The sequence below is a fragment of the Amphritea atlantica genome (genome assembly GCF_018860855.1).
Classification (GTDB): Bacteria; Pseudomonadota; Gammaproteobacteria; order Pseudomonadales; family Balneatricaceae; genus Amphritea; species Amphritea atlantica_A.
This window is the reverse complement of record NZ_JAHKQE010000022.1, coordinates 121419-139450: the sequence shown is the minus strand read 5'-3', so window position 1 is coordinate 139450 and position 18032 is coordinate 121419. Positions and strand designations below refer to the sequence as shown.

The 18032-nt window shown below is 49.9% G+C and carries 21 protein-coding genes; 5 read left to right on the top strand and 16 right to left on the bottom strand.

Going from position 1 to position 18032, the window contains the following annotated elements:
• Positions 1-8 precede the first annotated feature (8 nt).
• From ptsP to KO512_RS09835, 4 genes are all read right to left on the bottom strand, one after another.
• The gene (gene ptsP / locus KO512_RS09850; protein WP_215952173.1) at positions 9-2267 is read right to left on the bottom strand and encodes a phosphoenolpyruvate--protein phosphotransferase; all 2259 of its coding nucleotides are present in this window, start codon (positions 2265-2267) and stop codon (positions 9-11) included.
• A gap of 138 nt (positions 2268-2405) precedes the next feature.
• Positions 2406-2984: a hypothetical protein gene (locus KO512_RS09845; protein ID WP_215952172.1), complete on the bottom strand. Its 579-nt coding sequence runs from the start codon at positions 2982-2984 to the stop codon at positions 2406-2408.
• A 98-nt stretch (positions 2985-3082) separates the two neighbouring features.
• Positions 3083-3712 carry a 2OG-Fe(II) oxygenase gene (locus KO512_RS09840; RefSeq protein ID WP_215952171.1) on the bottom strand — a complete coding sequence of 210 codons (630 nt, stop codon included), beginning with the start codon at positions 3710-3712 and terminating at the stop codon, positions 3083-3085.
• A 161-nt stretch (positions 3713-3873) separates the two neighbouring features.
• On the bottom strand, positions 3874-4341 hold the full coding sequence (locus KO512_RS09835) for a hypothetical protein (protein ID WP_215952170.1): 468 nt from the start codon (positions 4339-4341) through the stop codon (positions 3874-3876).
• Between the two features lie 295 nt (positions 4342-4636).
• Between KO512_RS09835 and KO512_RS09830 the strand changes: the two genes are divergently transcribed.
• Together KO512_RS09830 and KO512_RS09825 are read left to right on the top strand one after the other, a co-directional pair.
• Positions 4637-4840 (top strand): hypothetical protein, encoded by a 204-nt coding sequence (locus tag KO512_RS09830; RefSeq protein WP_215952169.1) that lies wholly within the window; start codon positions 4637-4639, stop codon positions 4838-4840.
• Positions 4841-5010: 170 nt separating this feature from the next.
• Entirely contained in the window at positions 5011-5316 is a 306-nt protein-coding gene (locus tag KO512_RS09825; RefSeq protein ID WP_215952168.1) for a c-type cytochrome, read from the top strand.
• A 117-nt stretch (positions 5317-5433) separates the two neighbouring features.
• Here KO512_RS09825 and KO512_RS09820 read toward each other — a convergent pair whose 3' ends face one another.
• A complete protein-coding gene (locus KO512_RS09820; protein ID WP_215952167.1) occupies positions 5434-6387 on the bottom strand; it encodes a flagellar motor protein MotB in 954 nt (317 codons plus the stop codon).
• A gap of 14 nt (positions 6388-6401) precedes the next feature.
• On the bottom strand, positions 6402-7166 hold the full coding sequence (pomA, locus tag KO512_RS09815) for a flagellar motor protein PomA (protein WP_215952166.1): 765 nt from the start codon (positions 7164-7166) through the stop codon (positions 6402-6404).
• Positions 7167-7391: 225 nt separating this feature from the next.
• Here pomA and KO512_RS09810 point away from each other — a divergent pair, with 225 nt between their 5' ends.
• The 3 genes from KO512_RS09810 to dxs are packed head-to-tail and all read left to right on the top strand — an operon-like array spanning position 7392 to position 10322.
• Positions 7392-7631, top strand: coding sequence for an exodeoxyribonuclease VII small subunit (locus tag KO512_RS09810; protein ID WP_215952165.1), 240 nt, complete (start codon positions 7392-7394; stop codon positions 7629-7631).
• 4 nt (positions 7632-7635) lie between these two features.
• Positions 7636-8517: a polyprenyl synthetase family protein gene (locus KO512_RS09805; protein WP_215952164.1), complete on the top strand. Its 882-nt coding sequence runs from the start codon at positions 7636-7638 to the stop codon at positions 8515-8517.
• A gap of 5 nt (positions 8518-8522) precedes the next feature.
• Positions 8523-10322, top strand: coding sequence for a 1-deoxy-D-xylulose-5-phosphate synthase (gene dxs, locus KO512_RS09800; RefSeq protein WP_215952257.1), 1800 nt, complete (start codon positions 8523-8525; stop codon positions 10320-10322).
• Between the two features lie 79 nt (positions 10323-10401).
• Here the strand turns inward: dxs and ribA are convergent, their stop codons facing one another.
• The 10 genes from ribA to KO512_RS09750 form a co-directional block, all read right to left on the bottom strand.
• Positions 10402-11034: a GTP cyclohydrolase II gene (gene ribA, locus KO512_RS09795; protein WP_215952163.1), complete on the bottom strand. Its 633-nt coding sequence runs from the start codon at positions 11032-11034 to the stop codon at positions 10402-10404.
• A gap of 110 nt (positions 11035-11144) precedes the next feature.
• Positions 11145-12491: an ATP-binding protein gene (locus KO512_RS09790; RefSeq protein ID WP_252734950.1), complete on the bottom strand. Its 1347-nt coding sequence runs from the start codon at positions 12489-12491 to the stop codon at positions 11145-11147.
• Entirely contained in the window at positions 12488-13150 is a 663-nt protein-coding gene (locus tag KO512_RS09785; protein WP_215952162.1) for a response regulator transcription factor, read from the bottom strand. The genes KO512_RS09790 and KO512_RS09785 overlap by 4 nt, the downstream gene beginning before the upstream one ends.
• A gap of 3 nt (positions 13151-13153) precedes the next feature.
• Positions 13154-13486, bottom strand: a complete 333-nt coding sequence (locus KO512_RS09780) for a PepSY domain-containing protein (protein WP_215952161.1) — start codon at positions 13484-13486, stop codon at positions 13154-13156.
• Positions 13487-13796: 310 nt separating this feature from the next.
• Positions 13797-14270, bottom strand: a complete 474-nt coding sequence (locus KO512_RS09775; RefSeq protein WP_215952160.1) for a phosphatidylglycerophosphatase A family protein — start codon at positions 14268-14270, stop codon at positions 13797-13799.
• A 3-nt stretch (positions 14271-14273) separates the two neighbouring features.
• The gene (thiL, locus tag KO512_RS09770; RefSeq protein ID WP_252734949.1) at positions 14274-15251 is read right to left on the bottom strand and encodes a thiamine-phosphate kinase; all 978 of its coding nucleotides are present in this window, start codon (positions 15249-15251) and stop codon (positions 14274-14276) included.
• A gap of 7 nt (positions 15252-15258) precedes the next feature.
• A complete protein-coding gene (gene nusB, locus KO512_RS09765; protein ID WP_215952159.1) occupies positions 15259-15738 on the bottom strand; it encodes a transcription antitermination factor NusB in 480 nt (159 codons plus the stop codon).
• 1 nt (position 15739) lies between these two features.
• Complete coding sequence (gene ribH, locus KO512_RS09760) at positions 15740-16213, bottom strand: 6,7-dimethyl-8-ribityllumazine synthase (RefSeq protein ID WP_215952158.1); 474 nt, start codon at positions 16211-16213, stop codon at positions 15740-15742.
• A 5-nt stretch (positions 16214-16218) separates the two neighbouring features.
• Positions 16219-17337: a bifunctional 3,4-dihydroxy-2-butanone-4-phosphate synthase/GTP cyclohydrolase II gene (gene ribBA / locus KO512_RS09755; protein ID WP_215952157.1), complete on the bottom strand. Its 1119-nt coding sequence runs from the start codon at positions 17335-17337 to the stop codon at positions 16219-16221.
• Between the two features lie 24 nt (positions 17338-17361).
• Positions 17362-18030, bottom strand: coding sequence for a riboflavin synthase (locus KO512_RS09750; RefSeq protein ID WP_215952156.1), 669 nt, complete (start codon positions 18028-18030; stop codon positions 17362-17364).
• Between the last annotated feature and the right edge of the window lie 2 nt (positions 18031-18032).

Here is an 18032-nt window from a genome sequence, read left to right as displayed (position 1 = left end):
AGGCTCGGTTAACGTTGCGCGGCTTCATTAAACAATAACTGTTTCGATGCTAGAAACTGCTCCCCAAGCTGCCGAATAGCCGTCGCATTATCCTGCTGCAACACCAGCTCGAGTAACGCTTCTGTCTCCGCTTGAGTGACCTCCCTAATAATCCATTTGATCAAAGGAATTTTTGCCGCACTCATACTCAACTGCTGAATACCCATGCCTAACAACAAGAGTACCGCTACCGGATCCGAAGCCATCTCTCCGCACACACTGACGGGTAAGCTCAATTGCTTAGACGTGGTGGCAATACGCATCAGTTCATGCAGTACCGAAGGATGCAAAGGATCGTACCATTTACCCACCAGCGGACTGTTTCGGTCCAGTGCCAATAGATACTGGCTCAAATCGTTGGTGCCGATCGAGATGAAATCTAACTTCTTACGCCAGAAAGGCAGTAAAGCGATACAACTGGGCACCTCGACCATAATGCCGATCTTCGGCAGACACACCGGCACACCCTCATCCACCAACTGCTGATGAACTTCATGCAGTACCGCCAAACACTGATCCAACTGCTCGGTTGAGGCGATCATCGGCAACATCAGGTGAACTTGGGGGTTACCAGCAGCTGCGGTTAAAATAGCCCGAAGTTGAGTTATCAACAGCGGCAAGTTATCCAACGTATAGCGAATACCACGCCAACCCAGTGCAGGGTTATCCTCTTTGACCACCGGCATATAGGACAGAGGTTTATCCGCACCAATATCCAGAGTGCGAAAATAAACGGGCTTATCTTTATAGTGACTGATCAGATTACGATAGATAATCTCTTGATCATCTTCCGAGGGCAAACTAGAACGAATCATAAACGGCACTTCGGTACGAAACAGACCGATACCTTCCGCGCCGTATCTTAGGCCAGGCAAGACGTCTGCCTGTAGCCCTGAGTTGGCTAGCAGAGTAATTCGAACACCATCTTTGGTTACTGCTGGCAGTTGGCTGTCAGCCTGCAAGCGGGTTTCGAGTACCCGCCTTTCTGATAGTGTCCGTTGATATTCCCTGAGTGTGCTCAAACTAGGCGAGCAGATCACCTGACCCGCATCACCGTCGACCACCAATTGATCGCCATTTAACATCGGTACTTCGCCGATGCCCATCACCGCGGGGATACCCAACGCATTCGCAAATACCGCGATGTGAGACAACGAGCCACCAGCAAAACAAACAATACCCGCTAGCTTTTCCGTGGTCAGATTAACAATATCCGACACACTGATATGATCACCTACCAGAATCAACGGCTCATTACCGATGGGCATCTCCGGTTCGGCACTTTTCTGCCAGATCTGATAAAGCTTGACCCCTAACTGTTGAATATCCTCATGTCGCTCGCGCAGATAAGGGTCTTCCATCGCTTTAAACTTATCAGCAAAGAACCCAACCGACTGTTTTATCGCCCAAGGCAACTGAAAACCGGCCGCAATCTCATCACTGATCCGTTGTTCGAATGTGATGTCTTGCAATAACATCTGATACGCATCAAGCACTGAAGCAAGACCTTCACCTAGGGTCTCGCTAACCGTATTTCGCTCATCCCTCAACTGACTCACTGCTTCAGCTTTAACGCTCTTCCAGCGGCTATATTCCGCGTCCATATCGGTGGATTTAAGTTTTTGAATCTCGGCAAGCTGAGGCAACTTACGCATAAAGGCACGGCCAATCGCCACACCTTGAGCACCCGTAATACCCTGATACAGTTTTGTTTTTGAGCGGCCGGGAAACACTTCCTTCGGATAGGTGGCCAACAGCATCGCCAGATGCGTTGCTAGCGTGGAAAGTAATGCAACATAATCTGAGGGTAAAACCTCTGCACGGCGGCTTTGCACCACCAAAACACCATAGACCTGCGCTCGATAAACCAAAGGGACGCCGCAGTAACTGTGATAACGCTCCTCTTTTGACTTCGCGACAAAGTAATATTCAGGGTGCTGATCAGGCTCGATGATATTGATCGCGCTTTGCATCTGCACCACATGACCCGCTAATCCCTTTTTTGCCGGTATCACAACCCTATTTTTACGCACCAAGCCGTGACTAGCCACCAGCCGCATGCTCTCATCCCGCTGTTTGAGATAGAGACTGCACACCTCAACCAGCAGCGTTTCGCTAATCGCATCAACGATATGTTGAATCTGCGCCTCAACCGTATTCGCTTTCGCTGCTGATTGAATAATTTGAGTGAGTTTAGCAAATGCGCTCTCACTGGAATCCTGATTCATAACCCCCGCCTTGATGTTATAACCGAATCCAACACTGAACCCGAGTTAAATCACACGGATATCATCAGACCCAATATCATGAACACAACCACCGCTGTGTTGTAAGCTTAAATACCCCAAATAACGGCTAAAAATACCCTAATCCGTCGCCGCGTTATTACAAATAGTTTCGGAGCCAAGCAAAATATAACCAATTCGATGTTCACCTCTATCCGTATATTGATAGGGCGCACTAATATAATGCTGCTTTGCCGCCGTAACGACAATCCCTTGGCGACGTAAATATTCAGACAACACGTTAGGTAACAGATCCCGACGATTGGCATTCCAAGCAATCAAACACTGCCCATCAACCGACGGTGGATTGTTATCTACGGTAAAGAACTCGGTTTTGGGACTTAAAATCCGCGCACCATCAAAATAGAGCCCGATATTTGATGCCCTCAGATTACTATCGCCAATAATGGTTCCGCCATTAAAGCCTTGCTGTCTCAGTTGTTCAGCCAACTCAGCCGAGGGATATTGCATCCGGTTAGGATTCCGCTCCATGTAAGGCGCCAGCCAAAACTGACTAAAACGCAACACAATCACGATCACCGCAAAAAAAACAACCACCGACCGTAATACCATTTCTCGCCGCTTCGATACCCCTGCCGCATCCGCTCGGCTTATCAAATAAAGCGGAAAGATAAACAACAGCATCACTACGTCAGACAAAATCGAGCACTAATCACGCCAGAGGCAATAACCGCCCCTCGCCATAAAACTCATACTGGCGAATCTCGTTTTGGCGAAAGCATTCGGCCACCAGACAATCAACGAGCAGGGTCAACCCGCCGACTATTGCCACTATTGATTCGATACCAACCGGCAATACTATATCGGTCTGTTTGTGCCGGCAGCACTTCATGAGGAAACTCCTCACTGAGAAACACCACTAAAGTGCCGAACTCCGGCAATACGCTCAAGAGAGGCTCGTGCCCTTCGTCAGGATAGATCAACAGCTCACCGCCATCTTCCGCCTGCCAATCAGGATTAAGATAGGCGACCAGCGTCAGCACACGGTTTTGTTGCCCACGAAAAGCATCCCGATGCACTTTATAAAAATCACCCGCCTGATAGTGAGCGTAATGACTTTCAAATGAAAACAGCCCTAAAAACAGACGACGATTAATCGCTTGTTGAAGTTTATCGGCCCATTCAAGCCACGCATGCCCCGCTTCGGTAGTATTGTCGATCCAACAGATCTCATCACGACGAATGGTTTCGGCTTTGACGTAAGCCTCCTGACGACCGACACCCGCCCGACTAAAGCGCTCAGCCGGTAAATCCCTAACCTCTTGCGCTAACGCCCTGCAAAGCGTGTCTGGCAGCGCGTGGCTAAGCACAGAATACCCTTGCTGATAAAGTTCTTCGGCAATCTGTTCAAATACCTGGTCTGACACCACAAACTCCTATCTTTATCTCGCCATTCAATCATCGAACCATTGGACCTAAAAGTCACATCTTCGGCAATCAATATCCATCGGATGATAGATCTCGATCAGCTAATCACACACAATAAAAAAGGCCGCCATAGCGACCCCTGTATCAAAAGACGTAACCCTTAGCTACGACGATCAGCAGGACTACCTCGACGTTCATTACGGGAAAATGACGGCGTCACATCGGTACTACGTACATAACCGACAACACAGCGTTCCGGATCGACAACATCACTTAACACTTCTTGCCATTTATCAGAATTCAACACCACATGGGAAGAATCACTGAATTCAAGCCAACCATTTTCAACCATCGCTTTTACTTTACGACGCACGGTTTCATAGGGAATACCGGTAGCAATACTGATCGAATGATTATTACAAGAGAAGCCTGCCACTTGCTGACTATCTTCAGCCTCTTCACGCTGGCGTAGCGCCCAAAGAGAGATCACATTAAAAATAATGGCCGATTTAATGTCACCATCAAAGACCCGGTAACAACGAATCAGAAAATCAGTTGAAAAAGAAACAAACCCCAATTTCTGAGCCAATTCATCAGCATCATAACTGGCACGCAGACTAGTCGGCATAGCCCCTCCCAAAAGTGTATTTTTTATTTGATCTGAACCGCTTGGGCTCAACGTTGCCTTACCCATTTCTGCCTCCTCATTACACCTGCGCGTAAGCATTTTTTGTACTCGTTATTTACCTATTGTAGAGGCAAAAGCAAACAGACGTCTCATTTTGAGTATTAAAGAGAACATATACTATTCTGTCCCCAAACGACAACAAAAACCCCTTTATTAATAGGATTAATCTATTTCAGAAACATTTTTGTCACAATTTTCAGCGAAACTCTCTAATAAAGACAAAAGGACCGAAACAATGACAATGAACTCAACTGAACACCAAATTGGCCAACTACTACGGGATGGCCATAGCCCCGATCAAATTAAAGCGATCATTGACCTGCCTGCCGAACAAGTTATGTTTCACTATGACAGCTACATCAGGCAACGTAAAACCCAGCAATTAAAAGCCTCTAATCAACATAATCAAGCCTCCTACGCAATGAGCCTTCGTCCCTAACAACCGCGTTTCACCACCCTTTCCCGATGCATTCTGTTTTATTGATTCAGCTTCGATTAAGACCATTTAAGGTATTTACATTATTATAGTCATACGCATACACTGCGATGACTAAATTCCGGGCCGATTAAATGGCAGCGATTAACGGATACTAATAAGGTGATGGTGAAATGAAAAAGACAATGATTCTGGCAGTAACTGCCATGCTAATGACTCCGATTGCAGCAATGGCTGATCGTGATGGCGCAACGCTATATAACACAAAATGTATGGCCTGCCACATGACCGGTGCAGCTGGCGCACCATTGTTTGGCAATGCTGAGCAGTGGGCCCCTCGTGCAGCTAAAGGCATCGACGCTCTGCTCGTTAGCGCCACCAATGGCCTTAATGCTATGCCACCTAAAGGCACCTGTATGGATTGTACAGAAAGCGAACTCAAAGGCGCGATCCAATACATGCTTGATAACGCCAAATAATCAGCGTCAGTATCGAATCAAAAAAACCGATGTCAGTGATGGCATCGGTTTTTTTATTTTTCAACGTCAAGCAGTACGCTTAGAGAAGATTGCGCTAAACCTTACCCCGTTGAAACATCAAAACACATCTTGCGGCGCTAATGGCCCAAAACCCTGATCTCCAGGTTCCTGCGTTTCTAGCTTCTCAAGCTCTTCAGGATCAGTACTTTTCTGAATAATGATCTCTACCCGACGATTCATACTTCGATTTTCCGCAGTATTATTGGGCGCCAATGGTTTAGTGTCAGCGTAACCAATAATGGTGAAGCGAGATTGGTCAATCCGCGGATCGGCAAACAACTCATGACCAACCGCCAACGCTCGAGCCGTGGATAAGCCCCAGTTCGATTCATACCGACCACCCGAGACGGGAATATTATCGGTATGTCCTTCAATGGCCACTTTGCCCCCGACATTCAGCAGAACATCTCGGATCTTTGCAATCACCGGAATATAGGCAAACTTCAACTCCGCTGAGCCCGACTCGAAAGAGCCTTTCTCTTTAACCCGGATTACAATCTTTTTACCTTCTGTAGCGATCTCAATGCTGCCTTGACCTATTTCCTGACGTAATGCAGCGGCAAACTCAACGGCTTCTTTTTGTGCCTGCGCTTCAGCTTGCGCTTCCATCTGCTCTAACATCTGCTCTAGCTGATCAGCAGTCTCACCTGCGAGTTTCTCTCGAACCTCCGACTCTCCCTCTTGAGTTCTTACATCAAGGGTTTGCAGATTATTATTAAGGGTCATCTGCCGCACTTCATTCAATGGCGTTGGCTCTGGTCGCCCGGGACTGAACTCCTGCGCGATAATACTGGTTCCCTTAGGAATATCCTCGACTTTAATTTGGTTCTGCACCCCAAAGGCTTCACGCATAGACCCAGCCAGCTGCTTGAATTTAAGAACATCCATCTCAGAGAAAGACAATAGAAGTACAAAAAAGCACATCAGTAGTGACATGAGATCGGCAAAGGTTGCCATCCAGCCAGGTAAACCGGCCGGACAGGGGGGGCATTCGAGTTCTTCGTCACTCATCCGTGTCTGCCCCTTTAACCTTGCTCTGCCGCGGCGGCCCGTTTCGATTCTGGCAGATAGTTACGCAACATCTGTTCGATAACCCGTGGGTTCTGGCCTGCCTGAATCGCCAACAAGCCATCGATAATCAGCGCCTGATTAAGCGCCTCTTCATCTTTTCGAATCGCCAACTTATCAGCAATAGGTAGCGCCACCATCGTCGCCACCATCGCACCATATAGCGTCGTCAGCAGCGCTACCGCCATCGCTGGACCAATTGATTTAGGATCTGACATGTTTGACAGCATCTGCACTAGACCCACGAGAGTCCCGATCATGCCCATGGACGGGGCGACATCACCCATTGAGCTAAACACGCTAATACCCGTCTGGTGACGGTCATTAGTGAGCTTCATCTCTTTATTCAATAATGTTTTAACAATATCCGGATCATGCCCATCCACCAACAACTGAATGCCGCGCTGCATAAAATCGCTGCTCACCTCTTTATCTTCAAGGGAGAGCAATCCACCTTTACGGGCGGCATCTGCCAGCTCAACGGTTTCAGTGATAATATCTTCTGGGCTAATTGACTTATATAGGAAGGCTTTTGCAGCAATTTTGCCAACGCCAAGAAATTGCCCTACAGTAAACTTCATCAAGACCACTAGCAGCATGCCACCAATAACGATCAGCAGTGACGGTATGTTGAAAAACACACCCGGATCACCGCCCAGTACCATCGCGGCAATAACAATACCTAATGACCCAATTAACCCAATCAGCGTTGCTAAATCCACACAAATCCCCTTCGTGTACATACACATCAGAGCCGAGAGGGCCTGACCAGTCTCACGTTATCGCCCGCATAGCGGTAAAACTTTAACCGGATAATAGCAAAATTTTAACCGGGTTCCCCTATATCACTCTGTTTAGAGTACAATTTATTCGCTTCATTGACCCTGACCGGCCTGTCCGGTAACTTGTCGCCTTTAAAACGGCTCCAATCCCCGACGGTATGCTCTATGTGCGCAAAGAAAAAAACACCTGATTTTGAAACATCGCTGGCAGAATTAGAATCCATGGTTAACCAGCTAGAGCAGGGCGAACTATCGCTAGAGCAATCGCTGCAAACCTTTGAACAGGGCGTGCGCCTTACTCGCGACTGTCAAACGATTCTCGCCGATGCCGAACAGAAAGTGCAGATGCTGATTCAGCAGAATGGGGAGTTAAAAGAAGCGCCCTTTATCCTGCCCGAGGAATAAGCCAATGGATGCTAAGCCTTTGTTGCAGCAGTACCAGCATCGGGTAGAGCAACACCTGAAAACGGTTTTAAACCACTCAAGTGATGCTGAAAAAGTGCGTCAGGCGATGCAATACTCACTGTTTAATGGTGGTAAGCGGGTACGTCCCGTGCTGGTCTATATGGCCAATCAACTACTTGATGGCTCGTTAGCACAGGCCGACGCAGCCGCCTGCGCCATCGAATGTATCCACAGCTATTCACTGGTGCACGATGATCTACCGGCGATGGATGACGATGAGCTACGCCGCGGCAAACCTACCTGCCATATCGCCTTCGATGAAGCCACCGCGATTCTTGCCGGAGACGGTTTGCAGGCACTGGCATTCGAGTTATTAGCCACTAACAACACACTCCCAGCAGAAATCAGCCTGCGCATGCTGCAAATACTCGCCCGCGACAGTGGCTATCAAGGCATGGTGGGCGGTCAGTCGATCGATCTCGATAATGAAGGCAAGCAGATCAGTCTTGCCCAGCTCGAACTGATGCATCGCCACAAAACCGGCGCGCTAATCAATGCCAGCATCGAAATGGGCGCGTTATCCAGCACCCATGCCACCCCCACTGACCTGCAAGCGCTGAATAGCTATTCCCGCGCGATCGGACTGGCGTTTCAGGTGAAAGATGACATTCTCGATATAGAAAGCAATACCGAAACACTGGGTAAACCCCAGGGCTCGGATCTGCTGCATGAGAAGTCCACCTACCCCGCTCTCTTGGGTATGGCCGGTGCCAAGCAGAAACTAACTCACCTCAACGAACAGGCCCACGCCAGTATCGACTGCTTTAAAGATGCCGCTGCGCCGCTTCACTGGCTCGCCGACTACATTGTTGAGCGCCAGTATTGATCACTATGTTTTATGCCCTACCGGAGAGCCGACCGGACACCCCGCTGCTCGACAGCCTTAATTCACCTGCAGATTTACGGTGCCTCACGGCGGATCAACTGCCCGAGGTCGCCGAACAGCTGCGCGCCTTTTTGCTCTTTGCGGTTGGCCAGACGGGAGGGCATTTTGGTGCCGGACTAGGCGTCATCGAACTGACGATTGCCCTACACTACCTGCTCAATACACCCAACGACCACCTCATCTGGGATGTCGGTCACCAAAGCTATCCCCATAAAATCCTTACCGGTCGCCGAGAAGCACTGTTAACTATCCGTCAGAAAGGTGGCTTAGCACCTTTTCCTCGCATCAATGAAAGCCCCTACGATAGCTTTGGCACTGGACACTCAAGCACCTCCATCAGCGCCGCACTGGGGATGGCATTAGCGGATCGCCTGCAGGGTTTGCCCCATAAAACCGTTGCCGTTATCGGTGATGGCGCCATGACCGCGGGGATGGCCTTTGAGGCGCTCAATCATGCTGCCCATACCCATGCCGACCTGCTGGTGATTCTGAATGACAACGACATGTCGATCTCGCGCAATGAAGGCGGACTGGCAACTTATCTGGCGAAAAATCTAAAAGATAATATGGCCGCTACCTCAGCATCCCTTTTTGAAGCGTTAAATTTCCATTATAACGGCCCAGTAGATGGCCATGATTTCAACCAACTGCTACCCGCCCTGCAACGCTCGCTAAACACCCCTGGGCCACAGTTTCTGCACATCACCACCATTAAAGGCAAAGGCTTTGCGCCCGCCGAAAAAGATCCGGTTGGCTATCATGCCATCACCAAAATAGAGCCGCTCCCCCAAACGGGGGCAGTCACACCTAGCCCAAAAGCGAAGAAAACCAATTACGCTAATATCTTTGGCCGCTGGATCTGTGATCTAGCTGAACAGGATAGCCGTGCCGTAGCGATTACGCCGGCGATGAGTGAAGGCTCGGATCTCATTGAATTTTCGCAGCGTTTCAGCGACCGCTTCTTTGATGTCGCCATCGCTGAGCAACATGCAGTAACACTGGCCGCTGGCATGGCTTATCGCAAGATGAAGCCCATTGTGGCGATCTATTCCACCTTTTTACAACGCGGTTACGACCAACTGATTCACGATGTTGCAATCCAACATCTGGATGTTTTATTTGCTATCGACCGCGCCGGATTAGTCGGTGAAGATGGCGCAACCCATGCGGGCTGCTTTGATATTAGCTACCTGCGCTGCATTCCCGGCATGGTCATCATGACCCCGGCGAATGAACAAGAGCTGTGTAATCTATTACAAACCGGCTATGAGCATGCTGGCCCTGCAGCGGTTCGCTATCCTCGCGGCAAAGGCCCTGGCCTCGCCGTGACGACGCCGATCAGCGTGCCGTTAGGTAAAGCCCAACTGTTACGTCAAGGCGAACAGGGCGCGATCTTAAACTTCGGCCCGTTGCTGAAGGAAGCCCAAGTAGCCGCTGAGCAATTAAACCTCTCATTGGTGGATATGCGCTTTGTTAAGCCCCTTGATCAAGCTCTGATCGATGCACTGGTATTAACCCATCCACTGCTGATTACGCTTGAAGATCATATTGTAGCAGGAGGTGCCGGAGCGGCGGTCGGTGAGTATCTACATGCGCAGCAATACAACAACAAGTTACTCAGTCTTGGCATCCCCGATCGTTGGATCGAACATGCTACTCGCGCTGAACAACTGGCCGAATGCGGCCTCGACAGCCAAGGTATCGTGACGGCCATCAAGCCATATCTAGCGCTGCCGCGGTCTTAGTCGCTGATAAGACTCGTGACTCAACTCGTCAATCAAACCGTTGGCGCATAAAAAAACCGGCTTCAATAGCCGGTTTCTTTTATTCTTTTGATTCTTTGACAGAACCGTCATCCTGAAAGTGATATTCACTCATCAGATGACCGAGCTTACCCATCTTGGTCGCTAAGTAATGCTCATTATGGCGATTTTTACCTACCTGCAACGGCACTCGCTTGGCAACTTTTAGACCATACTCTTCTAATGCCTTCACCTTGCGCGGGTTGTTGGTCATCAGCTTAACGCTGTCTACACCTAGGTGGGCCAACATCTTTTCACACATACTGTAATCGCGCATATCGGCCGCAAAGCCGAGCCGCTCATTAGCTTCAACTGTATCGGCCCCGCCATCTTGTAGGTGATACGCTTTAATCTTGTTGAGCAGCCCAATACCGCGGCCTTCTTGACGCAGATAGAGCAATACGCCACAGCCTTCTTCAGTGATCCGCTTCATCGCTTCTTGCAGCTGAAAACCACAATCACAACGCAATGAAAACAGTGCATCCCCGGTCAAACACTCGGAGTGGATACGCGCCAATACCGGCTCACCGGTACTTAGGTCACCAAAGGTCAGTGCCACATGCTCTTTCCCCGAAGCTAGGTCTTCAAACCCAACCATTGTAAAAACCCCCCAAGGGGTCGGCAGCTTAGACGATGCGACATACTTGACTGACACTAAGGTATTCCTTCGAAAAAATAAGGCGGCTATTTTAGCAGTGATACGGCGTGGGACATACCCCTGTAATGGGGGCAATCACAGATTATTAAAGGTGTAGCGGGTTAATTTTACGCTTGCAGCTGAAGATTCACCTGTCGCGGTAACATTACCTGCACCTCAAGCCCACCCAATTGTGCGGAAGAGCCGAGCGTAAACCGGCCCTGATACTGACGTACAATCTCGCTGATAATGCTCATACCCAGTCCATGACCACTGGTCGACTCATCAAGACGTTCCCCTCGATTCATTAGCTGTTCTCGCTTATCTGCAGCGATACCTGGGCCATCATCTTCAACAATCAGCTCAAGACAATGATCATCCATATGGGCTTTGATACGAATCTGACTGGTCGCCCATTTACTGGCGTTATCCAATAGATTACCCATCAATTCGACCAAATCATCCCGCTCGCCGGGAAAGTAGCTTTTGGCACTGATATCGAGCTCAAACACCAACGCCTTTTCTCGATAGATCGCTTTGAGCGTACGGGTCAATTTTTCCAGCTCCTCACCGATATAGATTCGCTGCCCCGGTAAAGCGGCCCCAGCAATACGCGCCCGAGTCAGTTCACGCTCAATCATCTCCCGCAGACGCTGAGACTGTTCTTTAATGCTCAACCCTTCATCCACGCCTTGCTCCAATAGCGTATCAATATGACGATCGATGACGGTCAGAGGCGTTTTCGCCGCATGGGCCAGATTACCCACGGCATTGCGAGAACGCTGCAGGCGCAGCTCCATATTCTGTACCAGATAATTAATCTCGGTGACCAGCGGTTCAATTTCAGTAGTATTGCAGGATGACAATTGCCGAATATCACCGGTTTTCAGGCGCAGAACATCCTCTTTAACCTCGGTCAGCGATGCTAACCCGCGGCGAATAATAAAGATCTGCAGCGCCAGCAGTATAATTAATCCAACGATACCGAGTCCCGCCAGCAACCAGCCCAGTTGAGACAGTGATTCCTCAATACGACTGATATCTTCCGCGAGTACCACCTGTATCTCACGGCCCTGTTTCATAAAGGTTTTGGCGTATACCAGAGTGGGTTTATCATTCTGCTGAATCAGGCTAATATTTTCCTGACCAATATCGAGCCCTGCTTTGGTGGGGATCTGGCCATCCCACAATGAGCGGGAGAAAAACCACTCACCGCCTACCGACACTTGAAAGTAATGCCCTGACATCGGTTGTTGATACACCGATGAGGTGTTATCGGCATTAATACGCCAACCATCACCGACATCCATCTCGACTGCACGCAGCACCGTATAGGCGTCGCTGGACAGACGGTTAGCAACAAAATCGTAGGCCATCTGCCGCAAAAACCAACTTTGCCCGACCCAAAACAGGGTAAACAGAATCAGCGTTACCGCAATAAAGTTGATATTGAGACGAGACTGAATCGACTTCAACCGGCAGCTCCGAACACGTACCCCTGACCCCGTTTGGTCGAAATCATTTCGTGGCCAATCTTCTTACGCAGCATTTTAATATAGGCCTCAACCACATTACTGTCGTTCTCGGCACAATCATCATACATATGCTCGACCAACTGCAGCTTCGATAACACTCGGCCGGGGTTATGCATCATATAACGCAGTAGGCGGTACTCAGTGCCGGTCAGCGCCACTTCAGCGCCATCCCGTATGACTGACTGGGTATTCTCATCTAAGGTCAGCCCTGAGGCTTCCAGCTGCGAGGTGATCTGCTGATTGGCCCGGCGTAACAAGGCTGTCATCCGCGCCAGTAATTCTTCGGTATGAAACGGCTTAGGCAGATAGTCATCTGCGCCAGCATCAAAACCATCGACCCGCTCCTGCCATGCACTGCGGGCCGTTAACACCAACACTGGAATATTGTTCTTACCGGCGCGCCAATTACGTAATACCTCAAGCCCAGAGCGATCCGGCAACCCTAGATCGAGAATAACCAGATCATAGATATCCTCTTTGCCCATGACCTCACCATCAACACCGTTAACGGCCAGATCCACTGCATAACCATGTTTGCCCAGTGACGTTTTCAATTCAGGCCCTAACGCAGCATCATCTTCAACTAACAAAATACGCATAACTCACCCTTCCTGCTTAGTCTCGAGGATAGCCGGATCGACCACCATACCATTGCGCGCATCAACATAGAGCATTGAGACCATGCCATCCTTTGCCGCAATCTCCATCTCATAAATATAGACAGATCCTTGCTGTAACAATTGGGTATCGATAATCTTCCCCTCGGACAGGGTGCTCACCAACCGCATCAACTCACTCATTGACAGAATTTCACCCGCTTCCACCAGCTCCCGACAGGCCTCCACATCAAGCATCTTAATGCCTAACTCGGCGCTGTACAGTGGCGTTGATGCCAACAAGAATAACAATACAATTTTTTGGATCATAGCTTTCATAATAGCTCCACTGCTAACGTCGGCTCCCTAGCGTCAATCTATACGCGAATAAGGTTGTTCTGCAATACCTGTCTTATGTTTAAGACAGCCTTAACTCAGGGCAACCACGGCCGCCGCTAATACTCCAACGCTATGTTACCAAGCCTGTTTCTAGCGAAGTAATCAGCAGTGAATTATCCGCCGATGCCAACACAGCCGGACGACAGGCAGGTATTCATACTGAGCAATAAAGATTATCAGGGGTGTCTGAATTCAAGCTGAAAAGGGATTTCGCCCACCAGAGGCAGGACGAAATCAGCAGAAAGATAACTTAGAGAAACATAGCCAACAACTGGAGTACCGCCAATGCCATCACACCAGCCAACACATCATCGAGCATAATACCCATACCACCCGCGACTTGCTTATCTGCCCAACTAATCGGCCAAGGCTTGAGGATATCAAAGAGACGGAATAGAACAAAACCGATCACAATCCATAGCCACCCTGGAGGCGCTGCAAACATAGTGATCCAGTAGCCGACAAACTCATCCCAAACGATACCGCCATGGTCATGCACACCCATGTCCGCAGAGGTTTTGCCGCATAGATAGATCCCCACCACAAAGGTCACCAGCAAAACCGCGGCATACCACGGCAGCGCCAGTGGCTGGATCAATAGATAGAGCGGAATTGCCGCCAGTGTACCGGCCGTTCCCGGCGCCCATGGTGATGCACCACTCCCCAGACCAAAGGCCAAGAAGTGGATCGGATTTCGCCAAACGGAAGGTGGCGCCTGATTCATGATTTACACCCTATGCTTGTTGGTAAAATGATTATAGCCCTGAGGCTCGACCGGCCAAACCCGGCCTCCCTCAGAGAACAGCATGCCGAGCTTGGTTGAAATCTGCCCGATGCAGGTCACTCCGACTCGATGTTCGCGGAGCGCCCAATTCAACTTAGGTTCAAGCCGTGCGGGTGCCGTAAAGCAGAGCTCAAAATCTTCGCCGCCGCTCAGCGCCCACTCCCGCGACTGAGCTTCACCCACCCACTGGTGCAGTTCTGCCGACACCGGCAACTCACCAGGGTTGATCATCGCTCCGACGTTGCTCGCCTCAAGCATGTGGTTCAAATCCGCGAGTAGACCATCAGAAATATCGATCGCCGCGGTCGCGAACTCACTGATTAACAGTCCGGTATCAATACGGGGTTCAGGATTATAGAAACGGTGTTGCAGATAGGGCACTTGCGGGCCGTGGACATTCTTCAACAGACTTTCCAGTCCGCCTTTTGAATCCCCCAAGGTGCCCGTCACAAAGATTCGATCACCGGGCCGTGCACCGCTGCGTAACAGCGCTTTATCCGGATAGGTCCAACCGTGCACCTGAATACTCAGCGTCAATGGGCCTCGAGTCGTATCACCACCGACCAATTGCACGCCATACTGACGCGCCAATTCAGCCAACCGAACACTAAACGCCTGCAGCCAGATCGCATCGGTTTTAGGCAACGTCAGCGCAAGGGTGAAGAAAGCCGGTGTGGCTCCCATCGCCGCCAGATCACTGAGTGCCGCACCGAACAACCGAGAAGCAACTTTATCACCACTCGTACCCGCCAAAAAATGGACACCCTCAACCATCGTATCGATTGAAAGTACCAGATTCCGATTAGCGGGTGGCACAACCACCGCGCAATCATCGCCGACGGACAGCTGCACCGAGCCCGACTGATCAACGCCAAGATCAGAGAAATAGCGTCGAATCAGTTCGAATTCATCGTTGATCATAGACGAATTAACGACTGCGTTTCTTAGCGTTGATCTCAGTCATACGTACCCGGCCAGCCAACTTATCAAGAATACCGTTAACGTATTTATGACTTTCAGCGGCGCCAAAGATTTTCGCCAGATCAACACTTTCGTTGATCACGACCTTATAAGGCACCACGATACGGTGAATCAGTTCAAAACTACCGATCCGCAATACCGCCCGCTCGATAGGATCAAGATCATCCAGCGCTCGATCCAAGAACGGCTCGTAGGCACGATCCAGCTCGGCAGTATTGGCCGGAACACCATGCAACAACTCACTGAACAGATCCAGATCCGTACCGGACATATCGTTATCCATACGGAACTGCAGTTCAATATCGGTCACCGAGTTGCCGGACATTTCCCATTGATACAATGCCTGTAAAGCAAAGCTACGGGCCGCACGACGCATTTCAGTGTGAGATGGTTTTTTCTGCTTTTTAGGCGTACCAGTGTCGCTCATCTTAAACCTCAAGCTGACGCAGCAAACTAACCATTTCCAGCGCAGACAGTGCAGCTTCTACACCCTTGTTACCTGCCTTCGTGCCGGAACGCTCAATCGCTTGCTCTATAGAGTTAACGGTCAAAATGCCATTTGCCACGGGAATACCATATTCCAAACCGACCTGAGCCACACCTTTAGAACTCTCACCAGAGACATATTCAAAGTGCGGCGTACCGCCACGAATGACCGCACCTAGGGCGATAATGGCATCCTCTTTTTTCTGTGCAGCCACTTTCTGTACCGCCAGAGGGATCTCAAACGCACCCGGCACTCGCACGACGCGAATATTCTCAGCCGCAACACCGTGACGCTTCAAGGTATCGATTGCGCCTTCCAACAAGCTCTCAACGACAAAGCTGTTAAAACGACCGACAACAATCGCGTATTGACCATTCCCGGTCAGAAAATCACCTTCAATATACTGAACTGACATATTCTTTACTCTTCGCAAGCAATGTAATCGACAATCTCCAGATCGAAACCTGAGATCGCATTAAATTTCATAGGTGAACTGAGCACCCGCATTTTTCCTACACCCAGATCCCGGAGAATCTGAGAGCCGGTTCCAACCGTGAGATAAGACCCTGACGCACTGATATTGTGCTGACGGATTTTCTGACCGGTATTAAGCATCTGATTCAGAGCATCGCCCAGATCAACCCTAACGCCGGTATCCAACAACAGCACTACACCTTTGCCTTCCTTCGCCACTTTTTTCAGTGCCCGACGCATTGTCCATTTCAACTCTTCTTCAGGCGCTGCACCGACAACGTCGCGCAACACTTCAGTCCGCAGATGTACCCGCACTGGGGTTGGCTCTTCCGGAGTGATCGTTCCCAACGTTAGTGCCATATGTGTACAACCCTGAATTTCATCGCGGAAAGTCACATAATTAAAATCGCCAAACTCGGTCGCCAAGACGCCTTCACCGTCACGCACCACTGTATGTTCATTGATGGTACGGTAGTGGATCAGATCGGCAATGGTACCGATTTTCAGGTTATGCTTCTGGGCAAATTTTTCCAGATCAGGACGACGTGCCATAGAGCCGTCATCGTTCATGACCTCAACAATCGCCGCTGCTGGCGTCAAACCCGCCAACCGAGCCAGATCGCAACCCGCTTCGGTGTGACCGGCACGACTCAAAACACCGCCGGGATCAGCCATCAATGGGAAAATATGCCCAGGCTGAACAATATCTTCCGGCTTAGCACTCTCACGTACCGCCGTACGAACCGTGTGCGCACGATCCGCCGCAGAGATACCGGTGGTAACACCTTCAGCCGCTTCAATAGACAGGGTAAAGTTAGTCGAAAAAGCCGCGCCATTCGACTGTACCATCAGCGGTAATTTCAATTGCTTGCAACGTTCGCGGGTCAGCGTCAGACAGATCAAACCACGCGCATGGGTGGCCATAAAGTTGATATCTTCAGTGCGCACCATCTCGGCCGCAATCAGGATATCGCCTTCATTTTCCCGGTCTTCGTCATCCATGAGGATAACCATTTTTCCCTGACGGATATCATCAATCAGTTCCTGGGGGGTATTTAATTCCATTAAACTAAAGCCTCTGTTGCCGTATTAGCGGCGGTTCAGGAAACCAGCACTCGCGAGGGTAGCCATACTCACCCCACCCGCTGATTCCGTTATATTATCATCTGTGTAATTGATCAGACGCTCCATGTAACGGGCAATAATATCAACTTCCAGATGTACTTTTCGGCCAGTCTGATAGCTGGCTATTATTGTTTCTTGCGCAGTATGAGGCACAATATTTAGATCAAAAACATGCCCATCCACCGCATTCGCCGTAAGACTAACACCATCCACGGTAATCGAACCTTTCGCCGCGATATAACGCGCAATCCCAGTCGGCGCACTGATTTTATAGCGAATCGAACGCGCATCGGTTTCCACCGAGATCACCTCGCCAAGCCCATCCACATGACCAGTGACGATATGCCCGCCAAAACGGGTAGTCGGTTGCATCGCTTTTTCTAAATTAACCCGTTCGCCCGGCACCAAGTTTGGAAATCGGGTATGTACCAGTGTTTCCCGTGAGACATCGGCCCAGAAACCATCACCAGGCAGCGCTACCGCAGTTAAACATACGCCATTCACCGCAATACTGTCACCGAGTTTAACATCGGACAGATCCAGATCACCGGTACGGATATACAGTCGCAGATCGCCCTGCACCTTTTCGGCGGCGGCAACAACGCCGACCGCTTCGATAATTCCGGTAAACATCG

What these genes read in the sequence shown, in the direction of transcription:
- ptsP (WP_215952173.1), bottom strand. Translation starts at nt 2,267, where the DNA reads ATGAATCAGGATTCCAGTGAGAGCGCATTTGCTAAACTCACTCAAATT.
- KO512_RS09835 (WP_215952170.1), bottom strand. Translation starts at nt 4,341, where the DNA reads ATGCCGACTAGTCTGCGTGCCAGTTATGATGCTGATGAATTGGCTCAG.
- KO512_RS09830 (WP_215952169.1), top strand. Translation starts at nt 4,637, where the DNA reads ATGACAATGAACTCAACTGAACACCAAATTGGCCAACTACTACGGGAT.
- KO512_RS09825 (WP_215952168.1), top strand. Translation starts at nt 5,011, where the DNA reads ATGAAAAAGACAATGATTCTGGCAGTAACTGCCATGCTAATGACTCCG.
- KO512_RS09820 (WP_215952167.1), bottom strand. Translation starts at nt 6,387, where the DNA reads ATGAGTGACGAAGAACTCGAATGCCCCCCCTGTCCGGCCGGTTTACCT.
- KO512_RS09810 (WP_215952165.1), top strand. Translation starts at nt 7,392, where the DNA reads ATGTGCGCAAAGAAAAAAACACCTGATTTTGAAACATCGCTGGCAGAA.
- KO512_RS09805 (WP_215952164.1), top strand. Translation starts at nt 7,636, where the DNA reads ATGGATGCTAAGCCTTTGTTGCAGCAGTACCAGCATCGGGTAGAGCAA.
- dxs (WP_215952257.1), top strand. Translation starts at nt 8,523, where the DNA reads ATGTTTTATGCCCTACCGGAGAGCCGACCGGACACCCCGCTGCTCGAC.
- KO512_RS09785 (WP_215952162.1), bottom strand. Translation starts at nt 13,150, where the DNA reads ATGCGTATTTTGTTAGTTGAAGATGATGCTGCGTTAGGGCCTGAATTG.
- KO512_RS09780 (WP_215952161.1), bottom strand. Translation starts at nt 13,486, where the DNA reads ATGAAAGCTATGATCCAAAAAATTGTATTGTTATTCTTGTTGGCATCA.
- KO512_RS09775 (WP_215952160.1), bottom strand. Translation starts at nt 14,270, where the DNA reads ATGAATCAGGCGCCACCTTCCGTTTGGCGAAATCCGATCCACTTCTTG.
- thiL (WP_252734949.1), bottom strand. Translation starts at nt 15,251, where the DNA reads ATGATCAACGATGAATTCGAACTGATTCGACGCTATTTCTCTGATCTT.
- nusB (WP_215952159.1), bottom strand. Translation starts at nt 15,738, where the DNA reads ATGAGCGACACTGGTACGCCTAAAAAGCAGAAAAAACCATCTCACACT.
- ribH (WP_215952158.1), bottom strand. Translation starts at nt 16,213, where the DNA reads ATGTCAGTTCAGTATATTGAAGGTGATTTTCTGACCGGGAATGGTCAA.
- ribBA (WP_215952157.1), bottom strand. Translation starts at nt 17,337, where the DNA reads ATGGAATTAAATACCCCCCAGGAACTGATTGATGATATCCGTCAGGGA.
- KO512_RS09750 (WP_215952156.1), bottom strand. Translation starts at nt 18,030, where the DNA reads ATGTTTACCGGAATTATCGAAGCGGTCGGCGTTGTTGCCGCCGCCGAA.